Source organism: Synechococcus sp. MIT S9452 (assembly GCF_047304245.1).
GTDB lineage: Bacteria > Cyanobacteriota > Cyanobacteriia > PCC-6307 > Cyanobiaceae > RCC307.
Map to the genome: position 1 here is coordinate 372,676 of NZ_CP138956.1, position 25,886 is coordinate 398,561.

At 59.7% G+C, this 25,886-nt stretch carries 28 protein-coding genes and 1 riboswitch; of the genes, 21 read left to right on the forward strand and 7 right to left on the reverse strand.

The window, feature by feature from the left end:
* Window positions 1–27: 27 nt before the first annotated feature.
* A complete protein-coding gene (gene glyS, locus SIB46_RS01915) occupies window positions 28–2,241 on the forward strand; it encodes a glycine--tRNA ligase subunit beta (RefSeq protein WP_413296870.1) in 2,214 nt (737 codons plus the stop codon).
* Here glyS and chlP read toward each other — a convergent pair.
* The gene (chlP, locus tag SIB46_RS01920) at window positions 2,231–3,634 is read right to left on the reverse strand and encodes a geranylgeranyl reductase (protein ID WP_413296871.1); all 1,404 of its coding nucleotides are present in this window, start codon (window positions 3,632–3,634) and stop codon (window positions 2,231–2,233) included. The two genes, glyS and chlP, sit on opposite strands and share 11 nt — an antisense overlap.
* Before the next feature lie 117 nt (window positions 3,635–3,751).
* On the opposite strand from chlP, the gene SIB46_RS01925 reads away from it, so the two are divergent.
* The 7 genes from SIB46_RS01925 (at window position 3,752) to ccsB (ending at window position 10,135) form a co-directional block, all read left to right on the forward strand.
* Complete coding sequence (locus SIB46_RS01925; RefSeq protein WP_413296872.1) at window positions 3,752–4,486, forward strand: D-alanyl-D-alanine carboxypeptidase family protein; 735 nt, start codon at window positions 3,752–3,754, stop codon at window positions 4,484–4,486.
* Window positions 4,487–4,550: 64 nt separating this feature from the next.
* Window positions 4,551–6,359 carry a translational GTPase TypA gene (gene typA, locus SIB46_RS01930; RefSeq protein ID WP_413296873.1) on the forward strand — a complete coding sequence of 603 codons (1,809 nt, stop codon included), beginning with the start codon at window positions 4,551–4,553 and terminating at the stop codon, window positions 6,357–6,359.
* 2 nt (window positions 6,360–6,361) lie between these two features.
* Complete coding sequence (locus SIB46_RS01935) at window positions 6,362–6,730, forward strand: DUF309 domain-containing protein (RefSeq protein WP_413296874.1); 369 nt, start codon at window positions 6,362–6,364, stop codon at window positions 6,728–6,730.
* 38 nt (window positions 6,731–6,768) lie between these two features.
* The gene (locus SIB46_RS01940; protein ID WP_413296875.1) at window positions 6,769–7,236 is read left to right on the forward strand and encodes an LptA/OstA family protein; all 468 of its coding nucleotides are present in this window, start codon (window positions 6,769–6,771) and stop codon (window positions 7,234–7,236) included.
* The gene (gene lptB / locus SIB46_RS01945; protein ID WP_413296876.1) at window positions 7,233–7,961 is read left to right on the forward strand and encodes an LPS export ABC transporter ATP-binding protein; all 729 of its coding nucleotides are present in this window, start codon (window positions 7,233–7,235) and stop codon (window positions 7,959–7,961) included. The genes SIB46_RS01940 and lptB overlap by 4 nt, the downstream gene beginning before the upstream one ends.
* Entirely contained in the window at window positions 7,958–9,172 is a 1,215-nt protein-coding gene (locus SIB46_RS01950; RefSeq protein WP_413296877.1) for an LptF/LptG family permease, read from the forward strand. The genes lptB and SIB46_RS01950 overlap by 4 nt, the downstream gene beginning before the upstream one ends.
* A 27-nt stretch (window positions 9,173–9,199) precedes the next feature.
* Window positions 9,200–10,135, forward strand: a complete 936-nt coding sequence (ccsB, locus tag SIB46_RS01955; RefSeq protein ID WP_413296878.1) for a c-type cytochrome biogenesis protein CcsB — start codon at window positions 9,200–9,202, stop codon at window positions 10,133–10,135.
* A gap of 58 nt (window positions 10,136–10,193) precedes the next feature.
* On the opposite strand, the gene rpe is transcribed toward ccsB, so the two are convergent.
* Window positions 10,194–10,877 carry a ribulose-phosphate 3-epimerase gene (gene rpe / locus SIB46_RS01960; protein ID WP_413296879.1) on the reverse strand — a complete coding sequence of 228 codons (684 nt, stop codon included), beginning with the start codon at window positions 10,875–10,877 and terminating at the stop codon, window positions 10,194–10,196.
* Between the two features lie 129 nt (window positions 10,878–11,006).
* Here rpe and glpX point away from each other — a divergent pair, with 129 nt between their 5' ends.
* The 7 genes from glpX to SIB46_RS01995 all read left to right on the forward strand — a co-directional run bounded on the left by glpX (window position 11,007) and on the right by SIB46_RS01995 (window position 17,921).
* Window positions 11,007–12,011: a class II fructose-bisphosphatase gene (gene glpX, locus SIB46_RS01965; protein WP_413296880.1), complete on the forward strand. Its 1,005-nt coding sequence runs from the start codon at window positions 11,007–11,009 to the stop codon at window positions 12,009–12,011.
* A 62-nt stretch (window positions 12,012–12,073) separates the two neighbouring features.
* On the forward strand, window positions 12,074–13,402 hold the full coding sequence (locus SIB46_RS01970; RefSeq protein ID WP_413296881.1) for a glutamyl-tRNA reductase: 1,329 nt from the start codon (window positions 12,074–12,076) through the stop codon (window positions 13,400–13,402).
* A 73-nt stretch (window positions 13,403–13,475) separates the two neighbouring features.
* Window positions 13,476–14,771, forward strand: a complete 1,296-nt coding sequence (locus SIB46_RS01975; RefSeq protein WP_413296882.1) for a glucose-1-phosphate adenylyltransferase — start codon at window positions 13,476–13,478, stop codon at window positions 14,769–14,771.
* Window positions 14,772–14,841: 70 nt separating this feature from the next.
* Window positions 14,842–16,260 (forward strand): NADP-dependent phosphogluconate dehydrogenase, encoded by a 1,419-nt coding sequence (gene gndA, locus SIB46_RS01980; RefSeq protein WP_413297685.1) that lies wholly within the window; start codon window positions 14,842–14,844, stop codon window positions 16,258–16,260.
* Window positions 16,257–16,970 (forward strand): 6-phosphogluconolactonase, encoded by a 714-nt coding sequence (pgl, locus tag SIB46_RS01985; protein WP_413296883.1) that lies wholly within the window; start codon window positions 16,257–16,259, stop codon window positions 16,968–16,970. Before gndA ends, pgl begins: the two co-directional genes overlap by 4 nt.
* Window positions 16,942–17,520, forward strand: a complete 579-nt coding sequence (locus tag SIB46_RS01990) for a CIA30 family protein (protein ID WP_413296884.1) — start codon at window positions 16,942–16,944, stop codon at window positions 17,518–17,520. The genes pgl and SIB46_RS01990 overlap by 29 nt, the downstream gene beginning before the upstream one ends.
* Window positions 17,520–17,921, forward strand: coding sequence for a hypothetical protein (locus SIB46_RS01995; RefSeq protein ID WP_413296885.1), 402 nt, complete (start codon window positions 17,520–17,522; stop codon window positions 17,919–17,921). The genes SIB46_RS01990 and SIB46_RS01995 overlap by 1 nt, the downstream gene beginning before the upstream one ends.
* Here the strand turns inward: SIB46_RS01995 and ilvD are convergent.
* The 3 genes from ilvD to upp are packed head-to-tail and all read right to left on the reverse strand — an operon-like array spanning window position 17,912 to window position 20,587.
* Window positions 17,912–19,588: a dihydroxy-acid dehydratase gene (ilvD, locus tag SIB46_RS02000; protein ID WP_413296886.1), complete on the reverse strand. Its 1,677-nt coding sequence runs from the start codon at window positions 19,586–19,588 to the stop codon at window positions 17,912–17,914. The genes SIB46_RS01995 and ilvD overlap by 10 nt on opposite strands.
* 26 nt (window positions 19,589–19,614) lie before the next feature.
* Entirely contained in the window at window positions 19,615–19,896 is a 282-nt protein-coding gene (locus SIB46_RS02005; protein WP_413296887.1) for a hypothetical protein, read from the reverse strand.
* Window positions 19,897–19,915: 19 nt separating this feature from the next.
* Complete coding sequence (upp, locus tag SIB46_RS02010; protein ID WP_413296888.1) at window positions 19,916–20,587, reverse strand: uracil phosphoribosyltransferase; 672 nt, start codon at window positions 20,585–20,587, stop codon at window positions 19,916–19,918.
* 35 nt (window positions 20,588–20,622) lie between these two features.
* Between upp and SIB46_RS02015 the strand changes: the two genes are divergently transcribed.
* The 3 genes from SIB46_RS02015 (at window position 20,623) to cobW (ending at window position 22,922) form a co-directional block, all read left to right on the forward strand.
* On the forward strand, window positions 20,623–21,117 hold the full coding sequence (locus tag SIB46_RS02015; protein WP_413296889.1) for a pentapeptide repeat-containing protein: 495 nt from the start codon (window positions 20,623–20,625) through the stop codon (window positions 21,115–21,117).
* A gap of 9 nt (window positions 21,118–21,126) precedes the next feature.
* Window positions 21,127–21,266: riboswitch (cobalamin riboswitch) on the forward strand.
* Window positions 21,267–21,288: 22 nt separating this feature from the next.
* A complete protein-coding gene (locus SIB46_RS02020) occupies window positions 21,289–21,867 on the forward strand; it encodes a HupE/UreJ family protein (protein WP_413296890.1) in 579 nt (192 codons plus the stop codon).
* A gap of 2 nt (window positions 21,868–21,869) precedes the next feature.
* Window positions 21,870–22,922, forward strand: a complete 1,053-nt coding sequence (cobW, locus tag SIB46_RS02025; protein ID WP_413296891.1) for a cobalamin biosynthesis protein CobW — start codon at window positions 21,870–21,872, stop codon at window positions 22,920–22,922.
* On the opposite strand, the gene SIB46_RS02030 is transcribed toward cobW, so the two are convergent.
* Window positions 22,919–23,215: a hypothetical protein gene (locus SIB46_RS02030; RefSeq protein WP_413296892.1), complete on the reverse strand. Its 297-nt coding sequence runs from the start codon at window positions 23,213–23,215 to the stop codon at window positions 22,919–22,921. The genes cobW and SIB46_RS02030 overlap by 4 nt on opposite strands.
* An 89-nt stretch (window positions 23,216–23,304) precedes the next feature.
* Here SIB46_RS02030 and purS point away from each other — a divergent pair, with 89 nt between their 5' ends.
* The 3 genes from purS to SIB46_RS02045 are packed head-to-tail and all read left to right on the forward strand — an operon-like array spanning window position 23,305 to window position 25,165.
* Window positions 23,305–23,565 (forward strand): phosphoribosylformylglycinamidine synthase subunit PurS, encoded by a 261-nt coding sequence (gene purS / locus SIB46_RS02035; RefSeq protein WP_413297687.1) that lies wholly within the window; start codon window positions 23,305–23,307, stop codon window positions 23,563–23,565.
* Window positions 23,562–24,215, forward strand: a complete 654-nt coding sequence (gene purQ, locus SIB46_RS02040; RefSeq protein WP_413296893.1) for a phosphoribosylformylglycinamidine synthase subunit PurQ — start codon at window positions 23,562–23,564, stop codon at window positions 24,213–24,215. Before purS ends, purQ begins: the two co-directional genes overlap by 4 nt.
* Window positions 24,212–25,165 carry a S66 peptidase family protein gene (locus SIB46_RS02045; protein WP_413296894.1) on the forward strand — a complete coding sequence of 318 codons (954 nt, stop codon included), beginning with the start codon at window positions 24,212–24,214 and terminating at the stop codon, window positions 25,163–25,165. Before purQ ends, SIB46_RS02045 begins: the two co-directional genes overlap by 4 nt.
* Here SIB46_RS02045 and SIB46_RS02050 read toward each other — a convergent pair.
* Entirely contained in the window at window positions 25,158–25,757 is a 600-nt protein-coding gene (locus SIB46_RS02050; protein ID WP_011935655.1) for a peroxiredoxin, read from the reverse strand. The two genes, SIB46_RS02045 and SIB46_RS02050, sit on opposite strands and share 8 nt — an antisense overlap.
* Between the last annotated feature and the right edge of the window lie 129 nt (window positions 25,758–25,886).

Sequence of the window (25,886 nt, forward strand, 5' to 3'; positions counted from 1 at the left end):
CGTACAGAGTTAATTCGACCCTAGGCAATGGAGGGGGTCGGCGGATTCATAAAGTCACAACCTGCTCGTAAAGCTTCTGTGGCCAGCTTCCTGCTCGAAATCGGCACCGAGGAATTGCCCGCTGATTTCGCCGCTCAGGTGTTGGCTCAGCTGGAGCCGATGGTGCGCCGTGATCTCAGTGAGCAGCGCCTGGCCTGTGAGGGGCTCAGCTGTACCAGCACACCACGCCGGATCGCTGTTTGCATCGATGGTTTGGCGCCATCAGCCAGCGATCTTCAAGAAGATCGCAAGGGCCCCCCTGCTGCCCAAGCCTTCCAAGATGGCGTGCCCACCAAGGCAGCGATTGGCTTTGCCCAGCGCTGCGGACTCAAGCCTGAAGAGCTGGACATCCGCGAGACCCCTAAAGGGCCCTTCGTGTTTGCCTCTGTGCTGGAAAAGGGCCGCGAGGCCTCCGATCTGCTTGCTGAGCTCATCCCGGGCTGGATTGCGGCGCTGCAAGGCCGCCGTTTCATGCGTTGGGGCGCTGGCGAGCGCCGCTTTTCACGGCCGATTCGCTGGCTTGTGGCCCTGCTGGATGAGCAGGTGGTGGAGCTCAGCTTGGAGGGCAGCGATCCGCCTGTGCAGTCTGGGCGCACCAGTTCTGGCCACCGCTTGGTGGCAGCAGAGGTCTCGATTCCAGCTGCCTCGGCTTATGGCGACTGTTTAGCCAGTGCCGGTGTGATGGTGGACCGCCAGCAGCGACGCCAGCTGATCGCTGACGCCATTGAGGCTGGGGCCAGCAAGCGGGATGCTCGCGCTGATCTCCCCGATGAGCTGCTGGAGGAACTCACCGATCTGGTGGAGCGTCCCAGCTTGATTGAGGGTTCCATCGAGGATGGGTCTTTGGATCTTCCCGCTGAGGTGCTCAGCACGGTGATGCGCAGCCATCAGCGTTATGTGCCGCTCTATCGCCGCAGCGCTGAGGTGGATCCGCTCAGCCTGCAGGCACGCGGTTGCTTGCTGCCCCAATTCCTCTGCATTGGCAATGGCCTCGATGGGGCTCAAGACTCCATCCGCCGCGGCAATGAGCGGGTGCTGAAGGCGCGATTGGCTGATGCGGCCTTCTTTTTGGATGCCGATCTCGCTGTGGCTAGTGAGCAGCGGCGCGCTCAATTGAGCCGGGTCACCTTTGCTGAAGGGCTGGGCAGCTTGCTGGACCGTTGTGAGCGCCTGGAGTGGCTGGCTCAAACCTTTGGCCGCTCTATGGCCCTTGATGCTGCAGCACAAGCCGATGCCTGTCGCGCCGCCCACCTCTGCAAACACGATCTGGTGAGCCAGATGGTGGGTGAGTTCCCAGAACTGCAGGGTTTGATGGGGGGCAAATACCTGCTGGCTGAAGGTGAACCAGCATCGGTGGCCTTGGCGGTGCAAGAGCACTACTTGCCCCGGGGCGCTGATGACGTATTGCCCAGCTCTGATGCCGGAGCTGTGGTGGCCCTGGCGGAGCGCTTGGAGCTCCTGCTCAGCATCTTTGCCAAAGGTCAGCGGCCCAGCGGCTCCTCAGATCCCTATGCGCTGCGCCGCGCCGGCAATGGCGTCTTGCAGATCCTCTGGGAGCGTCAGTGGCGCCTTGATTTGCAGGATCTGTTGCAGCAGGCCTGCGCCCACTGGGCTGAGCTCTTGCCTGGTTTTGCGATTGATGCCTCCGAGCTGCAGGCCGATTTGCTGGAGTTCCTGCGCCAGCGCCTGATCAGCCAACTGGAAGAGCAGGGGGAATCCGTGGATTTGGTGCAGGCCGTGACGCCCCAGAGCGCCAATCAGCGCCTGCTGCGCGATCCACTCGATGCGCTCGATCGGCTGCGCCTGCTGGAACAATTGCGCTCAGCTGGGGAGCTGGCTCCAGTGCAAGCGGTGGTGCAACGGGCTGTTCGCCTGGCCGAAAAAGGCGATTTGGAGGCTGATGTGCTCAGCAGCGCTGGGGTGGTGGATGCCTCGCTGTTCGAGCAGCCCAGCGAAGCCGCCATGCTCAAGGTTGTCGATCAACTCGCAGGCATCGTGGGCCAGCAGGGAGCTGATCGTTATTCGAAGCTGTGTGAGGCCCTGGCCGCCAGTAGCAGCACCCTCGCGGCCTTCTTTGATGGCGACACGAGCGTGATGGTGATGGCTGATGACATGGCCATCCGTCGCAACCGCCTGAACCTGCTGGCCGTGTTGGGCAACCAGGCGGCGGTGTTGGCTGATTTCGCCGCGATTAGCGGCTGAGCACCACGTCGCGCTTTTCGCTTGGGGCTTGGGCTTCAGCTGGGGACTCCGCTTTGGATTTGGCTTGTGCAGCTGCTTCGCGGCCTGCCTTCAAGCCGCCGCGGATGCCGCCTTCTGCTAGCAAGCGGTCGGCTTCGTCTTCGCTTCGCACAGCACTGGGCACCGCCTTGTAGCTGCCTGGTGCCAAGGCGTTGCCGCGCAGTACAGCACCAACGGTGAGGAAGGTGAGTTTCAGCTGCTGCCAGGGATTCATCGTCACCACCCGCTTGTAGAGGTAGCTGTCGAAGGTGAGTCGCTGAACATCCTTGTCATCGCACATCTCAACGAAGGCTTCGCGGGCAGCATCGTTGCGGTAGAAGATGTTTTGCAGCAGTTCCAGCACCTTGTAGGTGGCGCCGTATTTGCGGTCCCATTTGCGCAGGTAGACCTTGAGATCCTTCTCAGTGGGAACGCGCTCACCGCCGCGGCTGGCAGCAACGATTTCTTCGGCGCACATGCGCCCGCTTTTGGCCGCGAAGTAAATCCCTTCGCCTGAGCTCTTGGTCACATAGCCGGCGGCATCGCCCACCAGCGCCATCCCGCCGACCACGCGGCGGGGGCGCGGGTGCTCAGGAATCGGATGGGCTTCCACCTTGATCACTTCCCCTTTGATCAAGCGCTTGCGGGCTCGCTGACGGATGCCAACTTGCAGATCCTTGATCAGGGCTTGGTTTTCCTGCATGGTGCCGGTGCCGACAGCCACGTGGTCGTATTTAGGGAACACCCAGGCGTAGAAGTCAGGCGAGACATCAGTACCGACGTACATCTCGGCCAAGTTCTCGTAGTAGCTCATCTCCTCGGCCGGAAGTTTGATCCGCTCTTGGAAGGCGATGGCCACGTTGTAGTCGCCGGCATCCATGGCTTTGGCGACACGGCTATTGGCACCATCAGCGCCAATGATCAGATCCACCTCAAGGATCTTGGCGGTTCCGGTGGCAGCGCCATCGCTGTAATCGGTGTACTGGAGGGTGTAAGGGCCCTGGCGCTTGGCTCCTGTCTCGATCTTGGTGACGAGGCCATTAATAAGGACAGCCCCGAGGTCAGCGGCGCGGTTGCGCAGGAAGGAATCCATCACCTCCCGGCGGCACATACCGATGTATTCGTTCTCGTTATCCAGGTTGATCTCCACTTCACGGTTGGAGGGGGAGATCATCCGCATGTTGCGGACTTTGCGGTCGATGATGTCCTCGGGCAGGTCGAACTCCTCGACCATGCAGAGCGGGATGGCGCCACCGCAGGGCTTGGCGTTGTCGAGCTTGCGCTCAAAGATCCAGGTTTGAATTCCTGCTTTCGCCAAAACTTCAGCAGCACAGGAGCCACTGGGCCCCCCGCCGACAACGGCAACACGCAACATTCCTGAGAACCCGGTTGGGCACAGACAGTTCTTTGAAACTAACACTGCAAGCCGGTTGAATGCTGGTGAAATCCATTCCTGCGACTAGGATCTGACAATTCGAAACGCTTGGCTTCGATGCTGCGCACCCGTGAGGAACTGCCTGTAGCGCGGCGCCAGCAAGCCTCGAAGAGCCCGAGGCCCTTCCCCATTGGCCCTGTGGTGCTCAGCGTCAGCCTGGCTTTGGGGGGTGGATTGGCCGCGTTATTCCTGTTGCAGGAGCAGCTGTTGGAGCGCTGGATGCCCCCTGCCGGACTGGTGGAGGGCATCGACGCCAAACCCGATCGTTTTGGCCGCCTGCTCGGACATTTCCCCTATCCCGAAGCCCTAGCTGATCAGCTCGTTGAGCTCATCCCTGGCTTCCAAATGCAGCCTGATGCAGCTGCTGCATACAAGCGCATGAGCCGCGCCGCAGCTGCTGATGGGGTGGATCTGATTGTGCTCAGCACCTTCCGCTCCATTGAGCTCCAGCGCGAGATCTTTTTCGACATCAAGGCTGAACGCAATCAAACCGCTCTTGAGCGGGCCAAGGTGAGTGCCCCGCCTGGGTATTCCGAGCACAGCACTGGGTTTGCCATCGACGTCGGCGACGCCGATCGCCCCCGTAGCGACTTTGAAGAAAGCTTTGAGGAGACCCCCTCATTCCAGTGGTTGAAGCGCAATGCCCATCGCTTCCACTTCACGATGTCGTTCCCCCGAGGGAACGCTCAGGGGGTCAGTTATGAGCCCTGGCACTGGCGTTATGAGGGTTCAGCAGACGCTTTAAAGCAGTTTGAGGCGTCTCAGCGTTTCCAACGTTCCGCGAGACGATAAAGTCTCACACTCCACCGCTTGTCTCATTCTGAGCCGGAGCGGCCGTTACCAGGATCTAACCCCAATGAGCGCCAGCACTACGCGCGCCGCGATTCGCAACATTGCGATCATCGCCCACGTTGACCATGGCAAAACCACCCTGGTGGATGCCCTGCTGGCCCAGTCGGGCATCTTCCGCGAAGGCGAGGCCGTGCCCACCTGCGTGTTGGACTCCAACGACCTGGAGCGTGAGCGAGGCATCACGATCCTGTCGAAGAACACCGCTGTTGATTACCAAGACACCCGCATCAACATCGTTGATACCCCTGGTCACGCTGACTTCGGCGGTGAGGTCGAGCGAGTGCTCGGCATGGTGGATGGCTGTTTGCTGATCGTTGATGCCAACGAGGGGCCTATGCCCCAAACCCGCTTCGTGCTGAAGAAGGCCCTGGAAAAAGGCCTGCGCCCGATCGTGTTCGTTAACAAGATCGACCGACCCCGGGCTGATCCCGAAGTGGCCGTCAGCAAGGTGCTCGATCTGTTCATCGAGCTCGGCGCCGATGACGACCAGTGCGACTTCCCCTATCTCTTTGGCAGTGGCCTCGGTGGTTTTGCCAAGCCCGATATGGCCACCGACAGCGAGGACATGCGTCCGCTGTTCGACGCGATCCTGCGCCATGTTCCGCCGCCGGTTGGTGATGTCACCAAACCGCTGCAGCTGCAGGTGACGACCCTCGACTATTCGGACTTCCTGGGCCGCATCGTGATCGGCAAGATCCACAACGGCTCGATAAAAGCTGGCCAGCAGGCGGCATTGATCAAAGACGACGGCAGCATCAAGCGCGGCCGCATCTCCAAATTGCTGGGCTTCCAGGGCCTGCAACGGGTGGAAGTAGAGGAAGCTCATGCTGGCGATCTCGTTGCGATTGCTGGTTTCGATGAGGTGAACATCGGTGAAACGGTTGCTTGCCCGGACAACCCTGAAGCGCTCCCCCTGATCAAGGTGGATGAGCCCACCCTGCAGATGACCTTTGTCATCAACGACTCGCCATTTGCCGGTAAAGAAGGCAAGTTCGTGACCAGCCGACAGGTGCGTGATCGCTTGCAGAAGGAGCTGCTCACCAACGTGGCCCTGCGTGTCGAAGACACCGATTCCCCCGACCGCTTTGCGGTTAGCGGACGCGGCGAACTTCACCTCGGCATCTTGATCGAGACCATGCGCCGTGAGGGCTACGAATTCCAGGTGTCGCAGCCGCAAGTGATCTTCCGCACCATCGATGGCACCCCCTGTGAGCCCTTCGAAACCTTGGTACTGGATGTTCCTGAGGCCGCTGTGGGGAGCTGCATTGAGCGGCTGGGAACCCGAAAGGGGGAGATGCAGAACATGGAGAACGGCGAGGACGGCCGCACCCAGATGGAATTTGTGGTGCCCTCCAGGGGCTTGATTGGTTTCCGTGGTGACTTCATCCGCGCCACCCGCGGCGAAGGAATCATGAGCCACTCGTTCTTGGAATACCGCAAGATGCAGGGCGACTTCGACACCCGCCGCAATGGTGTGTTGATCTCCTTTGAGGAAGGCACCGCCACCTTCTATGCCCTCAAGAACGCCGAAGACCGTGGTCAGTTCTTCATCAGCCCGGGCACCAAGGTCTACAAGGGCATGATCATTGGCGAAAACAACCGTCCACAGGATCTGGAGATCAATGTCTGCAAGGCCAAGCAGCTCACCAACATGCGCTCAGCTGGCGCAGAAGAGCTCGACACCCTGCAGTCTCCTATTCAGATGACCCTGGAGCGGGCCCTGGAGTACATCGGACCCGATGAAATGCTCGAGGTGACCCCCGAATCGATCCGCCTGCGCAAGTTGCCGTCTAAGAAGAAGGCCAAGCGCTGAGATTGGATCCATTCCGCGATCCCCGCTTCAGCCGCGGTGTTGAGCTCTTCAATGTTGGTGAGTGGTACGCCGCTCACGATGTTTTTGAAGAGCTCTGGCATGACACGGCCGAGCCCGAGCGTCGTTGGCTGCAAGGGGCCGTGCAGGTGGCCGTGGCCATGGTTCACCTTGGACGCGACAACCTCAACGGTGCTGCGATTCTTCTGGGCGAAGGCACTGGCCGCTTGATGCGCTCGCAAGCCTCACCGCCAGGCTGGCAAGCGGCTGCTGTGCTGGAGCCTTGCCGCCAGCTGCAGCAGCAACTGCAAGACCCCGACCGCCTCGCCTCTGATCACCCATGCCCCCGTTTGGTTTTTGATCTGAGCAAATGACTTCCGTACACTCACATTCCCTGAGGTTCCAGAACCCCATGAATGCCTGGCTACCTCTGGCACTGATCGTCCTCGGAAGTGGAGCCCCGGCTCTCGCTCAAAACATCCCTGTCAGCGAACAGCTCAGCCCAGGTGCTGATGGCATGGTCGTGCCAACGGCGCCGATCAGCGCTGAGGAACCTTCTGGGCTGGTCACAGTGGAGTCGGACCTGCAGCAGGCTGACAATGTCACCGGTATCGTCACAGCCACAGGCAATGTGCGGATCACCTACCCGGTGAAGCAAGTGCAAGCCACGGCTCGCCAGGCTCAGTACTTCACCAAAGAGGAGCGAATCATCCTGATCGGGGATGTGGAAGTCACGCAGGATGGTGGGAACCGCCTCAACGCTGAGCGCGTCACTTATTTGGTTCTCGAAGACCGCTTGATCGCTGATCCGGCGACTGAGGATCAGGTGTTCAGCAAATTCAAGCTTCAGCGAACAGCTCCTGTGGAGGCTGCTCCATGAGTCTGCAGCTTCAGAGTGTTCACCTGAGCTTGGGCGGCCGGCCTGTGGTCCAGGGCGTCACGCTTGAGCTTCAGCCTGGTGAGGTTGTTGGTTTGTTGGGCCCCAACGGCGCGGGCAAAACCACCACCTTCAACCTCGTGACGGGCATGCTTCAGCCTGATCAGGGTGATGTGATGCTCGACGGTATGTCCATTAGTGGACTCACCATGCCGGAGCGCTCCCGCCAAGGCATCGGCTACCTGCCACAGGAGCCAAGTGTTTTCCGCAATTTGAGTGTTCGCGACAATCTCTTGCTGGCCATGCAAGAAAGCGGCTTCCCAGCCCACCTGCGGCGTGAGCGCTTGGATGAATTGATTGAGGATTTTCAACTCGAGCGCTTTCTATATCGCAAGGGCTTTCAACTCTCTGGCGGAGAACGCCGGCGTACGGAAGTGGCTCGCGCCCTGGCGGTGGGAGTCAATGGACCTCGTTATCTACTGCTGGATGAACCCTTCGCGGGCGTTGACCCATTGGCGGTGAATGACTTGCAGAAATTAATTGGCTATCTCAAAGATCGAGGTGTTGGAATGTTCATCACCGATCACAACGTCAGAGAGACGTTGAGTATCACCAATCATGCCTATATCTTGACTGATGGACGGATTTTGGCGGCGGGTACTGCTGCTGAACTTGCTTCTGACGTTCAGGTGAAACGCAGTTATCTCGGGGAGGACTTTCGCTTATGACACTTTCTCCAACATCTGTATTGCAAGATTCAGCTGAATTGTTTCGGCGCGGTCAAACCAAAGCACTACGTCAATGGCAGCGTGTGCCCTTGATGGATCGCTGGCTTTTAGGGGAACTGCTTGGCCCGCTGCTGTTTGGTGTTGCTGCATTCACCGCAGTCACGCTCTCGGTTGGCGTTCTGTTCGAGCTTGTTCGCAAAGTGGCGGAGGCTGGATTGCCACTCTCCATTGCGATCAAGGTGTTGCTGCTCCGCTTGCCGGGCTTCTTGGTGCTGTCATTCCCAATGGCAACACTGATGGCCACGCTCTTGGCCTACAGCCGTTTGTCAGGAGGAAGTGAGCTCACAGCCCTGCGAAGCATTGGAGTGGCAACCCACCGCTTTGTTGTTCCTGCTTTGGTGATCGCCGGGTTGATGAGTGGGTTGACCTTTTTATTCAATGATTTGATCGTTCCACCAGCTAATCGGGCTGCTTACGTGACCATGTACAAATCCATTGGTCGCAGCATTGATTCTGAACGTGGATCCAACATTATCTATCCCCGTTATGGCTATATCACCCATGGACCTCCTCAGAAAAAAGAACGTTTAACGCAATTATTTTATGCGAGAGAGTTTATTGATGGAAATATGGAGAACGTTACTTTGCTGGACATGAGTCGCCATGGAAAAAAGCAGATCCTTAGTTCTAAAACCGCAGCTTATGATGAAGAAAAAGGTATATGGACTTTTCGAAATGGTTCAGTCGTAACCATCTCTGGCATTGCAAAGCCGTCAACCACAACTGCTGAATTTGAGACCTACTCCTATCCATTTGGGCCCGGTCCCATTCAGATGGCAGAGCTCCCTAAAGACGCCAACAGCATGACGGTGATCGAAGCCGTGCAAGCCATGAAACTCATGGAAGCTGCTGGTGATGGCAAAGGGGCCCGAAAAATGAGGGTTCGTATTCAGGAGAAGTTCTCGTTCCCTGCGATCTGCATCGTGTTCGGCTTGATTGGCGCCAGCCTCGGCGCCCGTCCCAATTCTCGAACCAGCCGGAGCCAGGGTTTTGGCATCAGCGTTCTGCTGATCTTCATGTACTACTTGTTGATGTTTGTCTTCAGTTCTCTTGGAGTGAAGGGCACGCTTCTTCCGTTCGTCTCGGCATGGAGTCCGGTTCTCATTGGCCTTGGTGGCGGAGCATTGCTGTTGAAGCAAGCGAGCCGCTGATCCCAGCTGGGATGTCCTAAACCTGGGATGGTGATAACAGGGCTTTTGAACGATCCGGTTCTGCTGCTTGGGCTGATTGCTTTTGGAGCGTTGCTCCTGGCCTTGCCGTTGGCGTTTTGGAATCTCAGCGGTGAACCCCGCTCCAGCACCAGCCGCGCGGTGCAGCTATTGGTGGTGGCGGCGAACTTGCTGCTCACGGCCCAATTGCTGTGGCGCTGGCTGGATTCGGGCCATTTCCCAATCAGCAACCTCTATGAATCGCTGTGCTTCTTGGCCTGGGGTTGCACATTCACCCAGCTGTTTGTGGAACGCAGTTGGCCTTCGCCGCTTGTTCCAGCCGCCACCACACCGATGGCGTTGGTGTGTGTGGCTTTCGCCAGCTTTGCCCTGCCCGACACGCTTCAAAACGCGGCGCCGCTGGTGCCAGCGCTCAGGTCCAGCTGGCTGGTGATGCACGTGAGTGTGATCATGATGAGCTACGCCGCCTTGCTAGTGGGCTCGCTGTTATCAGTTGCTGTGCTGTTCACACAGCCAGGCCAAGCCATGGAACTGCGCAGCAGTTCGATTGGCAGCGGCAGTTTTCAAAAAGCTGGCCTGCAAACCGACGGCGGCACTGTGGTTTTGGAGGCGGCCCCCATTGCCCTGAGCGAGCGGCTCGACAACCTCAGCTACCGCACGATCACGGTGGGCTTTTTGTTGCTCACCGTGGGCATCATCAGCGGCGCTGTGTGGGCCAATGAAGCCTGGGGCAGCTGGTGGAGCTGGGACCCCAAGGAAACCTGGGCCCTGATTTGCTGGCTGGTGTATGCCGCCTATTTACACACCCGTCTGAGCCGTGGGTGGCAGGGCCGCCGGCCGGCTTGGGTGGCCGTGAGTGGTTTGTTTGTGATCAGCGTTTGCTACATCGGCGTGAATTTGCTGGGCATTGGTTTGCACAGCTATGGCTGGTTTTTTGACAGCTAATTGAGCATGAAAAAGGGGCCTTTCGGCCCCTTTGCTTAATTCAACGAATCCGTGAGGATCAAGCAGCTGCCAGTTCAGGTCGGCGGCTATTGCGAATGCCTTCGATGGCTTCGGCGTAGCTGGGTTGATTGAACACGCCTGAGCCGGAAACAATGGCGTTGGCGCCAGCCTCGATCACCTTCCAAGCGTTGCCAGCTTTGATGCCGCCGTCCACCTCAATCCAGGGGTCTAGGCCGCGCTCGTCGCACATGCGGCGCAGGTCGCGGATCTTGTCGACCTGATTTTCGATGAAGCTCTGGCCGCCAAAACCAGGGTTAACGCTCATCACCAACACCAGATCACACAGTTCGAGGCAGTACTCGAGGGTGTCGATTGGGGTGCCAGGGTTCAGCACAGCACCGGCCTTTTTGCCCAGGTCTTTGATCTGAGCCAGGTTGCGGTGCAGGTGGGGGCAGGCCTCCACTTGAACACTGATGATGTCCGCGCCGGCTTTGGCGAAGTCCTCGACGTACTTCTCGGGCTCAACAATCATCAAGTGCACATCCAGCGGCTTGCTGGTTACCGGCCGCAAGGCCTTAACGATCATTGGACCGATGGTGATGTTGGGCACAAAGCGGCCATCCATCACATCGACGTGAATCCAGTCAGCGCCGGCCTGGTCAACCGCCCGCACGTCCTCTCCAAGCTTGGAAAAGTCCGCTGAAAGAATCGAGGGGGAAATAACCAGGGATTTCTGGGACATGGCCTGAACTGGTGGGCCGGTGATTGTAGGAGACCCTTCCCCAGCCAATGGCCACAGCAGCACTGATAAAGTCCTGCCCGCTTTAGCCGTCTGAGCGGCTGGGGCCTTGTTCTTTACCGCCGCCTCACATTGGACCGCACGCTCATCCAGGAAATTCTCGAGGTCGTCGAGCAGGCCGCCATTGCCTCGGCAAAACTCACCGGCTGTGGCCTGAAAAACGAAGCTGATGCGGCTGCCGTTGAGGCCATGCGTGAGCGCATGGGCAAGATCAACATGCGCGGGCGCATCGTGATCGGCGAAGGCGAGCGAGACGAAGCTCCGATGCTTTACATCGGCGAGGAAGTGGGCAGCGGCACCGGCCCCGGCGTTGATTTCGCTGTGGACCCCTGCGAAGGCACCAACCTCTGCGCCAACAGCCAGCGCGGTTCGATGGCTGTTCTGGCGGCTTCCGAAACCGGCGGTCTGTTCAATGCCCCTGACTTCTATATGAAGAAGCTGGCCGCTCCTCCGGCTGCCAAGGGCAAGGTGGACATCCGCAAGAGCGCCACTGAGAACATCAACATTCTCAGCGAATGCCTCGGCATTGCTGTCTCTGACCTGGTGATCGTGGTCATGGACCGCGCCCGCCACAAGGACTTGATTGCTGAAATCCGCGCCACTGGCGCCCGCGTGCAGCCCATCTCCGATGGTGATGTGCAAGCCGCGATCGCTTGTGGATTCGCTGGCACCGGTACCCACTGCCTGATGGGCATTGGCGCTGCCCCTGAGGGTGTGATCTCCGCTGCGGCCCTGCGTGCCCTTGGCGGCCACTTCCAAGGGCAGCTGGTCTATGACCCGGCTGTGGCTCAAACCAAGGAATGGGAAGGCCTGACCCGTGAGGGCAACCTGGCCCGTTTGGCTGAGATGGGCATCAGCGATCCCGACAAGGTCTATGAGGCCAATGAGCTGGCCTCTGGCAAGGACGTGGTGTTCGCTGGCAGCGGCATCACCGACGGCCTGCTGTTTGGTGGCGTCAAGTTCGAGCGCGACTGTGTTCGCACCAGCAGCCTGGTGATCAGCACCCTGGACACCTCTGCCCGCTTCACTGACACAGTTCATATCAAGCCTGGCGCTCAGAGCATTGCTCTGCGCTGAGCTCTGGCATAGTCGGGGCTGGGCCTAGGCCTGGCCCCGTTTTGATCACTCTGAACTGACGCATGCATCTCGCCGTCGTCGGGCTTAGCCATCGAACGGCGCCTGTTGAGGTCCGCGAGCGGCTAAGCATTCCGGAACACCATCTGGAGACCTCTCTCCAGTCCTTGCGCTCCCACGAGCAGGTCCTTGAGACCTCAATCCTCAGCACCTGTAACCGCCTCGAGATCTATTCCTTACTGCGCCATCCCGAGGATGGTGTGGAGGCGATTCGTGATTTTCTGGCCAATCACAGTGGCCTGGCTGACCCCGATCTGCAGCCCCATCTGTTTGCGCTGCATCACGAAGAAGCTATCCAGCACTTGCTGCGAGTCAGCGCTGGCCTCGACAGCTTGGTGCTAGGTGAGGGACAGATTCTCAGCCAGGTCAAAAAGATGTACCGGCTGGGTCAGGACCACAAGTCCATCGGCCCGATCCTCAACCGCCTGTTGAATCAAGCCGTTAGTACCGGCAAACGGGTTCGTAGTGAAACTAACCTTGGATCCGGCGCCGTTTCGATCAGTTCAGCGGCGGTTGAACTGGCTCAGCTCAAGGTGGGCCAGGAGCAGGGCGTTGATGACTTGGTCTCGCTCTCCCAAGAGAAGGTTGCTGTGGTGGGGGCTGGGCGCATGGCCCGCTTGCTGCTGCAACACCTGCAATCGAAAGGGGCACGCAGCATCACTGTGGTGAACCGCACGGTGTCCAAAGCGGAAGCTCTGGCCAAAGATTTCCCGGATTTGGTGATCACTTGCTGTGGGCTGGATCAGCTCGATGCTCAGTTGGCCGCCAACACGCTGCTGTTCACTAGCACCGGCGCTGATGAGCCGATCATCGACCGGCAGCGCTTGGACGCCATCACGCGCCAGGCGCGCTTGATGCTTGTCGATATTGGTGTGCCCCGAAACATCAGCTCCGATGCCGCTGATGTCTCAGGGACCTTGAGCTATGACGTTGACGATCTGCAGGAGGTTGTGGAGCGCAATGTTGCCGCGCGGCAGGAATTGGCGCAACAGGCCGAGGTGTTGCTCGATGAAGACCGCCAAGCCTTCCTCGATTGGTGGGATGGCCTTGAAGCGGTGCCCACTATTAACCGCATGCGTCAGCAGTTTGAAGAGATCCGCAAGCAGGAGCTGCTCAAGGCGCTGAGCCGCATGGGATCGGATCTCTCCCAGCGCGAAAAGCAGGTGGTGGAAGCTCTCACCAAGGGCTTGATCAACAAGATCCTGCATGGCCCAACCACGGCCTTGCGGGCCCCGCAGCCACGGCAACAGCGGCTTGATTCGATGGCAGCTGCTCAACGCCTCTTCGATCTGCCGGGTGATGACTCAGAACGAGATCGCAGCGACGCAAATTAACTCAACCGATATCGCCAAAACCCCTTGATCAAATGACCCCCTGGGCCCAAAGTGGCCGCGCTGCCAGGGGTTGATGAAACGGGTTCTCGCAATCATTCTCGGTGGCGGTGCGGGGACGCGGCTCTACCCGCTCACCAAAATGCGGGCCAAACCAGCTGTGCCGCTGGCGGGTAAATACCGCCTGATCGACATCCCTGTTAGCAACTGCATTAACAGCGGAATCAACAAGATCTATGTGCTGACGCAGTTCAACAGCGCATCCCTGAATCGCCACATCGCCCAAACCTTCAACCTCTCCTCGGGGTTTGATCAGGGATTTGTTGAAGTACTGGCTGCTCAGCAAACCCCAGATAGCCCCAGTTGGTTCGAAGGCACAGCTGATGCCGTTCGCAAATACGAATGGCTGCTGCAGGAGTGGGACATCGACGAGGTGTTGATCCTCTCGGGTGACCAGCTCTACCGGATGGACTACGCCCATTTCGTGGCGCAGCACCGCGCTAGCGGCGCTGATCTCACCGTGGCAGCGCTCCCGGTTGATCGCGAACAAGCCCAGAGCTTTGGTTTGATGCACACCGGCGCAGAAGCCGCCATTACCAAGTTCCGTGAAAAGCCCAAGGGCGAGGCACTCGATGCGATGTCCTGCGATACCGCCAGCATGGGCTTGAGCGCTGAGGAAGCCCAGCGCCGGCCGTTCCTGGCTTCCATGGGCATCTATGTGTTCAAGCGGGATGTGCTGTTCCGCCTGTTGGCTGAAAACCCAGGCGCTACCGACTTCGGCAAGGAGATCATCCCCAAAGCACTCGACGACGGCTTCAAACTTCGCTCCTATCTCTTCGACGATTACTGGGAAGACATCGGCACCATCCGTGCCTTTTACGAAGCCAACCTGGCGTTGACTACGCAGCCCCGGCCTCCTTTCTCCTTCTACGACAAGCAATTCCCCATCTACACGCGGCACCGCTACCTGCCGCCCTCCAAGCTTCAAGACGCTCAGGTCACCGACTCCATCGTTGGTGAGGGCTCCATTGTCAAGGCTTGCAGCATCCACCACTGCGTCTTGGGTGTGCGCAGCCGCATCGAAGACGAGGTTGTCTTGCAAGACAGCTTGGTGATGGGCAATGACTTTTACGAGTCCGGTGAAGAGCGGGCGATCCTGCGCGAGCGCGGCGGCACCCCTATGGGTGTGGGCCGCGGGACCACGGTCAAAAAGGCCATCCTCGACAAGAACGTCCGCATCGGCAGCAACGTCAGCATCATCAACAAAGACAACGTTGAGGAAGCCGATCGCGCTGAGCAGGGTTTCTACATTCGCGGCGGGATTGTGGTCGTCACCAAAAATGCCTGCATTCCTGACGGGATGGTGATCTGAATCAGTGCCTTAGTAGGCCCTTAAGCCAGGCGTGGCCACACTTGCTGTGACTGGTTCCACGCAGGGCACTATGGGCAAGGGGCATTTCGGCCTGATCGGGCTTGGTGTGATGGGTGAAAACCTTGTGCTCAACGCTGAGCGCAATGGTTTTTCGAGCGTGGTGTACAACCGCACCCGGCAAAAGACCGATGAGTTCATGGCTGGCGGCGGCGCCGGCAAACAGATTCAGCCGGCCTATTCCCTGCAGGAGTTTGTGGACAAACTCGAAAGGCCGCGCCGCATCTTGATGATGGTGAAGGCCGGTGGGGCCGTCGATGCGGTGATCGATCAAATCTCGCCGTATCTCGAAGCCGGCGACCTGCTGATTGACGGCGGCAACTCCGAGTACAAAGACACCGAACGCCGCGTGGCCAAGCTCGAAAGCCAGAGCTTTGGCTTCATCGGCATGGGCGTCTCCGGTGGCGCCAAAGGTGCCTTAGAGGGTCCCAGCATGATGCCGGGAGGCACCAAGGCCTCTTACGACGCCATCGAAAGCCTGGTCACCAAGATGGCCGCCCAGGTCGAAGATGGCCCTTGCGTCACCTACATCGGTCCTGGCGGTTCCGGCCATTTCGTCAAGACCGTCCACAACGGCATTGAGTACGGCATTGAGCAAATCCTGGCCGAGGCCTATGACCTAATGAAGCGGGTCAAGGGCATGAATGGCGAGCAGATCGCTGATGTGTTCAAGGCCTGGAACGCCACCGAAGAGCTGAACTCCTACTTGGTGGAGATCACCGAGGTGTGCCTGCGAACCAAAGATCCCGATGACGGCACAGACCTGGTTGAAAAAATCATGGATCAGGCCGGCCAGAAAGGCACAGGTCTTTGGACCGTGGTGACCGCCCTGGAGATGGGGGCATCGGTGCCAACCATTTATGCCGCTCTCAATGGGCGCGTGATGAGCTCGATGAAGCCCCAACGCCAAAAGGCGGAATCGATTTTGAAAGGGCCCGCGGTTGGTGATGCCGATTTGGGCTCACCGGCTGATGCCATGGGGCCGATCATGGATGCGGTGGTTCTCTCCTGCATCGCCAGCTACGCCCAGGGCATGGAGCTGCTGCGCATTGCCTCAGCCGACAACAACTACAACCTCAACATGCCCTCGATCGCCCAGATTTGGAAGGGCGGCTGCATCATTCGCGCCAAGCTGCTGAAGCGCATTCAAGATGCGTTCAATGCTGATCCTCAGCTGCCGAATTTGATGATCGATCCGTGGTTTGCCGATCAGGTGAACCGCCGTTTGCCAGGCCTCGCCAAGGTGGTGGCGGCTTCTGCGGCCAATGGCATTCCAGTGCCCACCTTCAGCAGCACCCTCGATTACATCAACAGCTACCGCACCGGCCGCTTGCCCCAGAACCTGGTGCAGGCGATGCGGGATTGCTTCGGCTCGCACACCTACCAACGGGTTGATCGCGACGGCACCTTCCACACCGAGTGGCTGCAGTGAGCCAGTACGAGCTAATCCAGCTGGCTGATCGCAGCAGTTTGGCCAAACGGGCTGCCGAGACGATCGCCCAGGTCATTGACCTCACCTTGGCGGAGCGGGACCGCGTTCAAATCGCCCTCTCTGGTGGCTCCACACCGGAGGCCACCTATCGCCTGCTGGGCCAAGAACATTTGGCCTGGGACCGTGTTGATCTGTTGATGGGCGATGAGCGCTATGTGCCCGCCGATGACGCGCTCAGCAACGCCCGCATGGTGCGCGGCAGCTTGATGGCCGAGGGGCCAGGTCAGCACGCCTGTTTTCACCCGGTGCCCACCGATGGGGCTGATGTGACCTCTGATGTGGCGCGCTTCAACAGCGCGTTGGAGCAGATCTGCGGCAGCACTCCACCGCAATTTGATCTGATCTTGCTTGGCCTTGGCGACGACGGCCATACGGCCTCCCTCTTCCCAGGTACAGCAGCCACCCAGGTTCGCGATCGTTGGGTCACGGTTGGCGAAGGCAAAGGCATTCCGCGCATCACCCTCACACCACCGGTTCTCTGCGCAGCACGCCAGGTGGTGTTTTTGGTGGCTGGCGAGGGGAAGCAGCAAGCGTTGGGCCGGTTGCTCGACCCCGCTGAAGATCCAGGGCGAACACCAGCCAAACTGGTGCAGACCGAAGGCAAGATCACGGTTTTGGCTGATGCTGCGGCCTGTGGTGCTCTGGCCTGAACTGTTGACGATCTTGATTGCTGCGGGCGATGGCTTCAGTGGCTGGGCCAGCTTGAATGACACGATCATGGGCGGCCGCAGCAGTGGCGAGTGCTCCGTTAACTCCGAGGGTTTGCTGATGCAGGCCGAGGTGGTGGCCGAAGGCGGTGGTTTTGTGAGTTGCCGTTCGCCGGTATGGCAACCACCCCTCGATCTCTCATCAGCAACGGCTCTGCGCTTGCGACTGCAAGGCGATGGACGGCGCTACAAACTCGCCGTTGCTGTTTCTGATTTGGCCGGTCGCCTGGGAGATCTGGTGCCTGGTGGTCTGAGGTGGGTGGAGGATTTCGATACGCAGCCCAGCGGCATCAGCGAGGTGGTGATCCCCTTTTCTGATCTCAAACCCGTGGTCAGGGCGAAGCCCGTGGGCCTTCCGCTGCGCTTTGAAGCGGCCAAGGTGTCGCGTTTGCAGATCCTCCACTCCCGCTTTGCCGATGATGGCGAGAGCAACCCTGGTTTCCGGGCAGGTCCATTGCGGCTGCAGGTGCTCTCGATCGAAGCGATCCAGTAATGGCCAAGGACTGGCTACCGGCCTGCATCAGTGACCCTGAAGGCTGTGAGCTGTTAATTCAAAGCATTTGCCGCGCAGCCGATCTCAGCAGGCCCCCTTACCGGCATGCCTTTTTGCCCTCGGAACAGCTCGGGGATAGCTGGATTGGGCGCTTGGAGGTTCGCGATAGCGACGGTCAACGGCAACCGGCGGTCGATCTTGAACTAGAGATCTATGGCGCAGCGGCCGATCCGTCGCTGCAACTGAGCTGGTGCGAGGACGAGGAGCGGCCCCTGCTGTGGCAGGGGCGCCATCCGGTGTGGATGGATGGCACCTCCGGACAGGCCTGCCCCAGGCCCGATGACGGCATTGCCTTGGAAACCTTGGCGCGACGCTTACGCGCTGAACTGGTTCAGGGTTGATCGGTGACAGCACCTTTGCTGCTACTGCTCACCAAGCGCGCGTACTTACCCAAAACACCAGTTCTATACAGGGGTTCTGGTTTGACCCAGGCTTGCTTGCGCCGCTCCAATTCAGCGGCATCCACATTGAGCTGCAGCAATTGTTGCTGGGCATCCACGGTGATGGAATCGCCCTCTTGCACCAAGCCGATCATGCCGCCAACGGCAGCTTCCGGCGCCACATGGCCAACCACCAGGCCGTAGGTGCCGCCGCTGAAACGACCATCGGTGATCAACGCCACCTTGTCGCCGAGCCCTTCCCCAACGATGGCGGCGGTGGGCGCCAACATCTCGCGCATTCCTGGCCCGCCAACGGGGCCTTCATTGCGCACCACCACCACATCGCCTGCATGGACCTGGTTCGCCAAGATCGCCTGCAGGCACTGCTCTTCACTTTCAAACACCCTGGCTGGACCCGTGAGCACCGGTGTTTTGACACCACTGATCTTGGCCACAGCCCCTTCGCTGGCGAGATTCCCTTTCAGCACAGCCAGGTGCCCTTTGGCATAGAGGGGATTGCTCAACGGCCTGATCACCTCCTGATCAGAAGGCGGAACTGATGGGACATCAGCCAGCAGCTCGCGCAGGGTTTTGCCCTCAACGGTGCGGCAATCACCGTGAAGCAAGCCGCCATCCAGCAGCAGCTTCATGACCTGAGGAATGCCGCCAGCATTGTGCAAGTCGACCGTGACAAAGCGGCCGCTCGGCTTGAGGTCACAGATCACCGGCACCCGTTGGCGAATCGTCTCGAAATCGTCGATCGAGAGCGGAACGCCGGCGGTTCGCGCAATCGCCAGCAGGTGCAACACCGCATTGGTGGAACCGCCCACAGCCATGATCACGCTGATGGCGTTTTCAAACGCTTCGCGGGTCAGCAGGTCCAACGGCCGAATGTTGGCGGCAATGGCCTCCACCAACACCTCAGCCGAGCGAGCGGCGCTGTCGGCTTTCTCGGGATCTTCTGCCGCCATGGTGGAGCTGAACGGCAGGCTCAGCCCCATCGTTTCGATCGCCGCGCTCATGGTGTTGGCCGTGAACATGCCCCCGCAGCTGCCAGCCCCAGGGCAGGCGTTCTTTTCAACGGCGGTGAGCTGGGCTTCATCGATCTTGCCGCTGCTCAACTGACCAACGGCTTCAAAGGCGCTGACCACGGTGAGGTCGCAGCCGCCCAATTTGCCCGGCTTGATGGTGCCGCCATAGACGAAGACACCGGGGATGTTCATCCGCGCCATCGCCAACATGGCGGCGGGCATGTTTTTGTCGCAGCCGCCGATGGCCAACACACCATCCATGCTCTGACCGTTGCAAGCGGTCTCGATCGCATCAGCAATCACCTCGCGGCTCACCAGGGAGTACTTCATCCCCTCGGTGCCCATGGAGATGCCATCGCTAACGGTGATGGTGCCGAAGAGTTGTGGCATGCCTCCGGCTGCTTGCGCGGCTGCTTCAGCGCGCAGGGCTAGGTCGTTGAGACCGACATTGCAGGGCGTGATGGTGCTGTAGCCATTGGCAATCCCGATGATCGGTTTGCTGAAGTCACCATCTCCGAAACCAACAGCGCGCAGCATGGCGCGGTTGGGACTGCGCTGAACACCTTGCGTGATGGCGCTGGATCGGAGGGGAGCCATGGGTCCGTGCGGTTTGCTCGATCCTCTCAGTTGCTGCTCTCGGGAGCCATGCTCTCCAGCTGACGGCGGACATCTTCGATCGCCAGGTTGAGGCGGTTCACCTTTTGCTCGAGATTTTCTGAGGAACCTTGAGCTGACAAGCTATTGGTTGGAACGCCATTGAGTCCAAGACGCTTGAATTGATCCCCAAGGGCCTGACGGCGCTCAGCGCGGGACAACAGCCACCAAGTCAGACCTGCAGCGCCAACCGCCGCACCGGTGAGCGCGCTGAGAAGAAGCGATGCGGAGCTGCTGTGTTGTTCAGCCATGCTCAAAACGTTGTCCTTATCAGGCTAGGAACTCCTCCGACTCTGTGCCGTAAAGACGATCGCCCGCATCGCCCAGCCCCGGCACGATGTAGTTGCGCGCATCGAGTTCGGCATCAATGCACCCGGTGTAGAGCGTAAGGTCTTGAAATTCCTCAGCCAGGCTTTTGAGCCCTGGCGAGGACGCAAGAGCGGTGATCACCCGCAAACGGGGGCCATGGACCCCAAGCTCCTTCAGTTGGCGCAGCACCATCGCCAAGCTGCCGCCGGTGGCCACCATCGGATCGAACACCATCACGCCCACTCGTTCGCCAATGCGCTTGGGCATGCGGTCGAGGTAGCTGCTGGCCTGGGCCGTGGCTTCATCACGCACCACGCCCATGTGGGCGACACGCGCATGGGGCAGCACCTCTTGGCCGCCCGCCCAGAGCCCCAGACCAGCCCGCAGGATTGGGATGGCGAGCACGGGCGTTGTGGGGTCCATCACCTGGCCCTCGCAACTGGCCAAGGGGGTATCCACTGTGATGTTGCGTTGGGGTAACCAATCGCGGGCCGCCTCATAGGTGAGCCAGCGGCCCAGCTCTTTCATCGCCGTGGCAAACAACGGTGAGGGGGTTTGCTTGTCGCGCAACACTGTGAGCCAGTGGGCCACCAACGGATGGGGGGGGACCACCACACGAAAGGAGGAGGGCATTTCACCTAGCTTGTGCGCCAAGCCTACGGGGATTCATGCGGCGCTTTTTGCTGTCGGCCACCGCGATGTTGTTAGTGTTGCTTTTGCAGTGGCCTGGAGCCGCTGCGGCCATCACAGCTCCAGAGCTGCGAGGGGCCAAGTCGATGCAAGACCTCTCCAGTGACATGCATGGCCGCAACCTTCAGCAGAAGGAATTTTTGAAGATGGATTTGGAGGGAACGGATTTCTCCGGTAGCGACCTGCGCGGCTCGGTGTTCAACACCACGCAGCTGCAGGATTCCAACTTTTCCGGGGCTGATCTACGTGATGTGGTGGCCTTCTGCAGCCGCTTTGATCGCGCCGATCTGAGTCAGGCCAGGCTCGATAACGGCATGTTGCTGCAAAGCAAATTCACCGACGCCCAGATCGACGGTGCTGATTTCACCAATGCCGTACTCGATCAGCCGCAGATCAAGCAGCTCTGCGCCAGAGCCTCTGGGGTGAATGAACAATCTGGTCTCTCAACGGCCGACAGCCTTGGCTGCGGCTGACGGAAGCCGGTGGTAGTTTCGGTTACCGGTTTCCCTTGGGATCAGCTCGGGAAGGAAACGGGGAAAGTCCGGTGTGAATCCGGCGCTGTCCCGCAGCTGTGAACCCCAAGGGGTGAGTCAGAACGCCCGCCGGTATCTCACAACTCCCCCGGCGCGGACCGGATCTTTTGGATGATTGATTCCCTGTTTGGGTTCCTGCCAACGGTGTTGGCGCACCATCCCTTCGGAATGGAGGAGATCAGCCTCTCTCCGCTTCAAGGTTTCCTCAGTGGTGTGGGCCACCCCTTGTTGGGCCCCGACCATCTGTTGTTTTTGGCGGCTTTGATGCTGGTGGGTTGGGATCAACCCCGCCGCTGGATTCCCACCTTGCTGGCCGTTGGTTTGCTGGGCTCGGCCTTGGCTCAGCTGGTGACCATCCCAGAGGCTTTGGTGGTTCCCACCGAAGCACTGGTGTCCCTGTCATTGGTGGTGGAAGGCCTGGTCATCCTTGGCACCATCTCCACCCGTTGGCTCTACCCCGCATTTGCGTTGCATGGCTTGATGCTCGGCGGAACCATCGTGGGCGCTGAACCCACCCCCTTGGTGGCTTACTTCATCGGGCTGTTTGTGGCCCAAGCCGCGATGCTCTTGTTGGTGCGTCGCTTCTCTGATCCTGTGGTGCGTCTGATCGGTGATCAGGGCCTTCGCTTGGCTGCTGGGATCTGGATTGGCATTGGCTGCGCCTTCAGCTGGTCAATGATGGTGGCCTAAGAGTGGCGTCCACAACCCGTTTACCGGTGACAGTGGTCACCGGGTTTCTTGGTGCTGGCAAAACAACGGTTTTGCGCGAACTCTTGCGGCAATCGCAGCAACGGCTGGCGGTGCTGGTCAATGAGTTTGGCGAGGTTGGCATTGATGGACAGCTGCTCAAGAGCTGTCAGGTGTGCGATGGGGACGAGGCGGGCTCCTCTCCAACCATCGTTGAACTGGCCAATGGATGCCTTTGCTGCACCGTTCAAGACGACTTTCTGCCCACGATGGAGGCGGTGCTTGAGCAAGCCGATCAGCTCGATGGCATCGTGATTGAAACCAGTGGCTTGGCCTTGCCCGAACCTCTGCTGCAGGCCTTCCAATGGCCTGAAATCCGCCATCGCACCCGCGTTAGCGGTGTGGTGACAGTGGTGGATGGCGAAGCCTTGGCCCGCGGCGAGGTGGTGGCCGATGTGAATCTGCTGGAGCAACAACGAGCCGATGACCCCAGCCTGGATCACGACGACAGCATTGATGAGCTGTTTGATGAGCAGCTCGAACAAGCTGATCTGGTGCTGATTAGCCGGGCCGATCGCCTCTCTAATGAGCAGCGTCGCTCAGCGGCCCAGCAACTCGAAAAGCGCTCTCACTTTCCTGGTGTGATGAGCCTGCCGATCAGCCACGGCCAGGTGGATCCGCAGTTGTTACTGGGGTTGAGTCGTCAGGAGGCTGCGGCCCCTGAGGTCGCCCCCCATGACGAACATCACCACCATCATCACGATCACCACCACCCCGAGCTGGAGTCCGCCAGCCTGCAATTAAACGGTCGTTGGCAGCAGGCGGGCCTGGAGAGCGTTTTGGCAGAAGCCATCGAAACGATGGGGTTGTTGCGCCTCAAGGGACGGATTCCGATTGCCGGCAAAGTGTTGCCGCTGCAGGTGCAAGCCGTGGGCCGTCGGCTGGATTGTTGGTTTGAAGAAGATCAAGCCAGCAGCGACCAGCTCAATCTGGTGTTGATTGGTCGATCGCCCGATCAGGCCAGCTTGGCGGCACAACTCGCCTCCCTGCAGGCCTAATCGAGGGGCAAGGGCCCACGGGCGCAGAGGTCTCCCCAGCACAACACCCCGGGCTCCTGCCAGCGCGCTTGCGCCGGAACCCACTGGCCCCCAGCTTCGCGAATTTGCACGGTGCCACTGCCGTCGTGGCTGATCTGCCAGTGCTCATCGGGTAAGCGCAGATCCCAGCGGCGGCCTGGGTCAATCCAGTCCAGGGAACACTGCCGCCAAGCGCCATCCTTGACCCGACAGTCCTGGGCGAGACCTGGCACGGCCATGCCAATGGTTAGTAGCAGCACCAGGGCCTTGGCCAATGGGGCGTGGGGGCGTTTTTTTCACCATGACCATCAAAAAAAGATTTGGCAGCAGCAACTGCGAAGATCGTTGCGATTGCTTGTTCGCTTTGCCCCGTTATCAAGCTCGTGTCGAAGTGCAGCTGCGTCCTTCGGTTCTCGATCCAGCTGGTGAAGCCACCCGATCGGCTGCTGCCCGTTTGGGCATCGAAGGCCTCCAAAGTTTGCGCATTGGCAAGGCCATCGTTCTCAGCCTCGAAGCGGCCGATGCCAAACAAGCCGAAGCCCAGGTGGGAGTCCTCTGTGATCGCCTGCTGGCCAACCCTGTGACGGAAAACTGGAGCATCAGCCTGGAGGAACTCCAAGCGTGACCGTTGGCATTGTTGTTTTCCCGGGCTCCAATTGTGACCGGGACATGGCCTGGGCCCTCAGCGGAATCCTCGATCTGCCCTGCCGTTTTCTTTGGCATGACACCACCAGCCTGGAAGACATTCAGGCTGTGGTGCTCCCCGGTGGTTTCAGCTACGGCGATTACCTGCGCTGTGGCGCTTTGGCGAGCCTGTCTCCGCTCCTGCATGCCGTCCACGCCTTTGCAGCCGATGGCGGCCCTGTGCTTGGGATTTGCAATGGGTTTCAGGTGCTCACGGAGATGGGCCTATTGCCCGGTGCCCTCACCCGCAATCAAAACCTGCATTTCATTTGTGAGCCCTGCGAGCTGGTTGTTAGCCCCGGCTCCTGCCATCTGCTCAAGGGCTACGGGGAGCAAGAGCGCGTGCAATTTCCGATTGCCCACGGAGAAGGCCGTTATCAATGTCAGGCCGACACCTTGAGCGAGCTGGAGCAAAACGGGCAGCTGGTGTTGCGCTACGGCCACAACCCCAACGGCTCCATCCTTGATGTGGCGGGTGTTTGCAACCGCAGTGGCAACGTTCTTGGTTTGATGCCTCACCCGGAGCGGGCGAGTGATCCACTGCTCGGCGGCATCGATGGGCAACGCTTGCTGCAGGCCCTGCTGGGATGAAGCTGAACCGCCGCCAGATTCTGGCCAGCCTTGGTTTTGGAGCGGCCCTGACCGCCACGGGCTGGCCGAGGCGCGTGCACTCCAGCCCGATTGCTTGGCCCTCGCCGCTGCGCGTGGGTGATCGCTTAATCGGTGTGGCTCCTGGCACCTGGGTTGACCCCGACACCCTGCAGGGGGATCGCGGTTGGCAGCGCCTGTATCAAGACTGGGGCTTTGATTTGGTGATCCCCGAGCAGAGCTTGGGGCAGTGGACCTATTTCTCAGCTAGCGATGCTGATCGCGCGGCCCTGCTGCGGCAGGCCTGGCGTGACCCTGGGGCTGATGGGGTTGTTTGCATCGCCGGCGGCTGGGGTGCGGCCCGCAGCCTTGAGGCGGGGTTTGCCCCAGGAGCCAGTCCGCGTTGGTGCGTGGGCTTTTCTGATAATTGCGCCTTGCTTCTCGCCCAGCTGGCCGCTGGCGGGCGGGGCGGAATTCATGGCTGGAAAGACGAGCGTGTGCGCCAGCTTTTGATGGGAGAACCTGTCGGGCCACTCACGGGGCAACCGCTGCGTGGTGGTGTGGCGGAGGGGGAGCTTGTGGTCACCAACCTCACCGTTGGCACTCACCTGATTGGAACTCCCTGGATGCCATCGCTCGATGGAACGATCTTGGTGCTGGAAGACGTTGGAGAAGCGCCTTATCGCATTGATCGCATGCTCACCCAGTGGCGCACCGCCGGTTTACTGCAGAACCTCGCTGGCATTGGCCTGGGGCACTTCCGCTGGATTCCTGAGGATGTGCTGCCTGGCGATTTGAGCTTGGCAGAGGTGTTGGAAGACCGCCTGGGCGATCTCGGTATTCCGATTGTGCAGGGCTTACCAGTAGGCCATGGTCGACCCAACAAAGCCCTCCCGCTGGGCAGGAGGGCTCGTTTGGACGCTCAAGCTGGGACGCTGTCGCTTCTCAGTTGACGGCAGCGAAGAAGTCCTTGCTTCCCACGGGGTCGGGGTTCATGGTGCGCTCGCCTGGTGTCCAGTTGGCGGGGCAAACCTCATCGGGGTTGGCTTCCACGTGCTGGAACGCCTGAAGCACACGCAGGGTTTCCTCCACGTTGCGTCCCACCGGCAGGTTGTTGACGGTGGCGTGCTGGACTACACCCTCAGGGTTGATGATGAACAGACCGCGGAGGGCAACGCCTTCGGCTTCGTCGAGGACGTTGTAGGCGCTAGCAATTTCCTTCTTGAGGTCAGCAACCAGGGGATAGGCGATATCGCCAAGGCCGCCTTGCTTGCGCTCGGTTTGGATCCAGGCCAGGTGACTGAACTGGCTGTCGACGGAGACACCCAGCACTTCGGTGTTCAGTGCTTTGAAGGCGTCGTAGCGATCGGAAAAAGCCGTGATCTCCGTCGGGCAGACGAAGGTGAAATCGAGGGGATAGAAGAACAGCACCACATATTTACCGCGGTACTGGGAGAGGGAGATGTCCTTGAACTCTTGGTCAACCACTGCGGTGGCGGTGAAATCGGGGGCCTGCAGGCCAACGCGGAAGACGCCGGTGGTCATGGAGAAGGGCGGAGAATTAACAGCCGCTTAAGCGGATTCATTCCGTTTAAGCAACTCCAAGCTATCACAATTGACCCTCTCTTGCGGCTTAATGTGGATAGGAATTGCTCTGGGTTTTTGGCCTGGGAT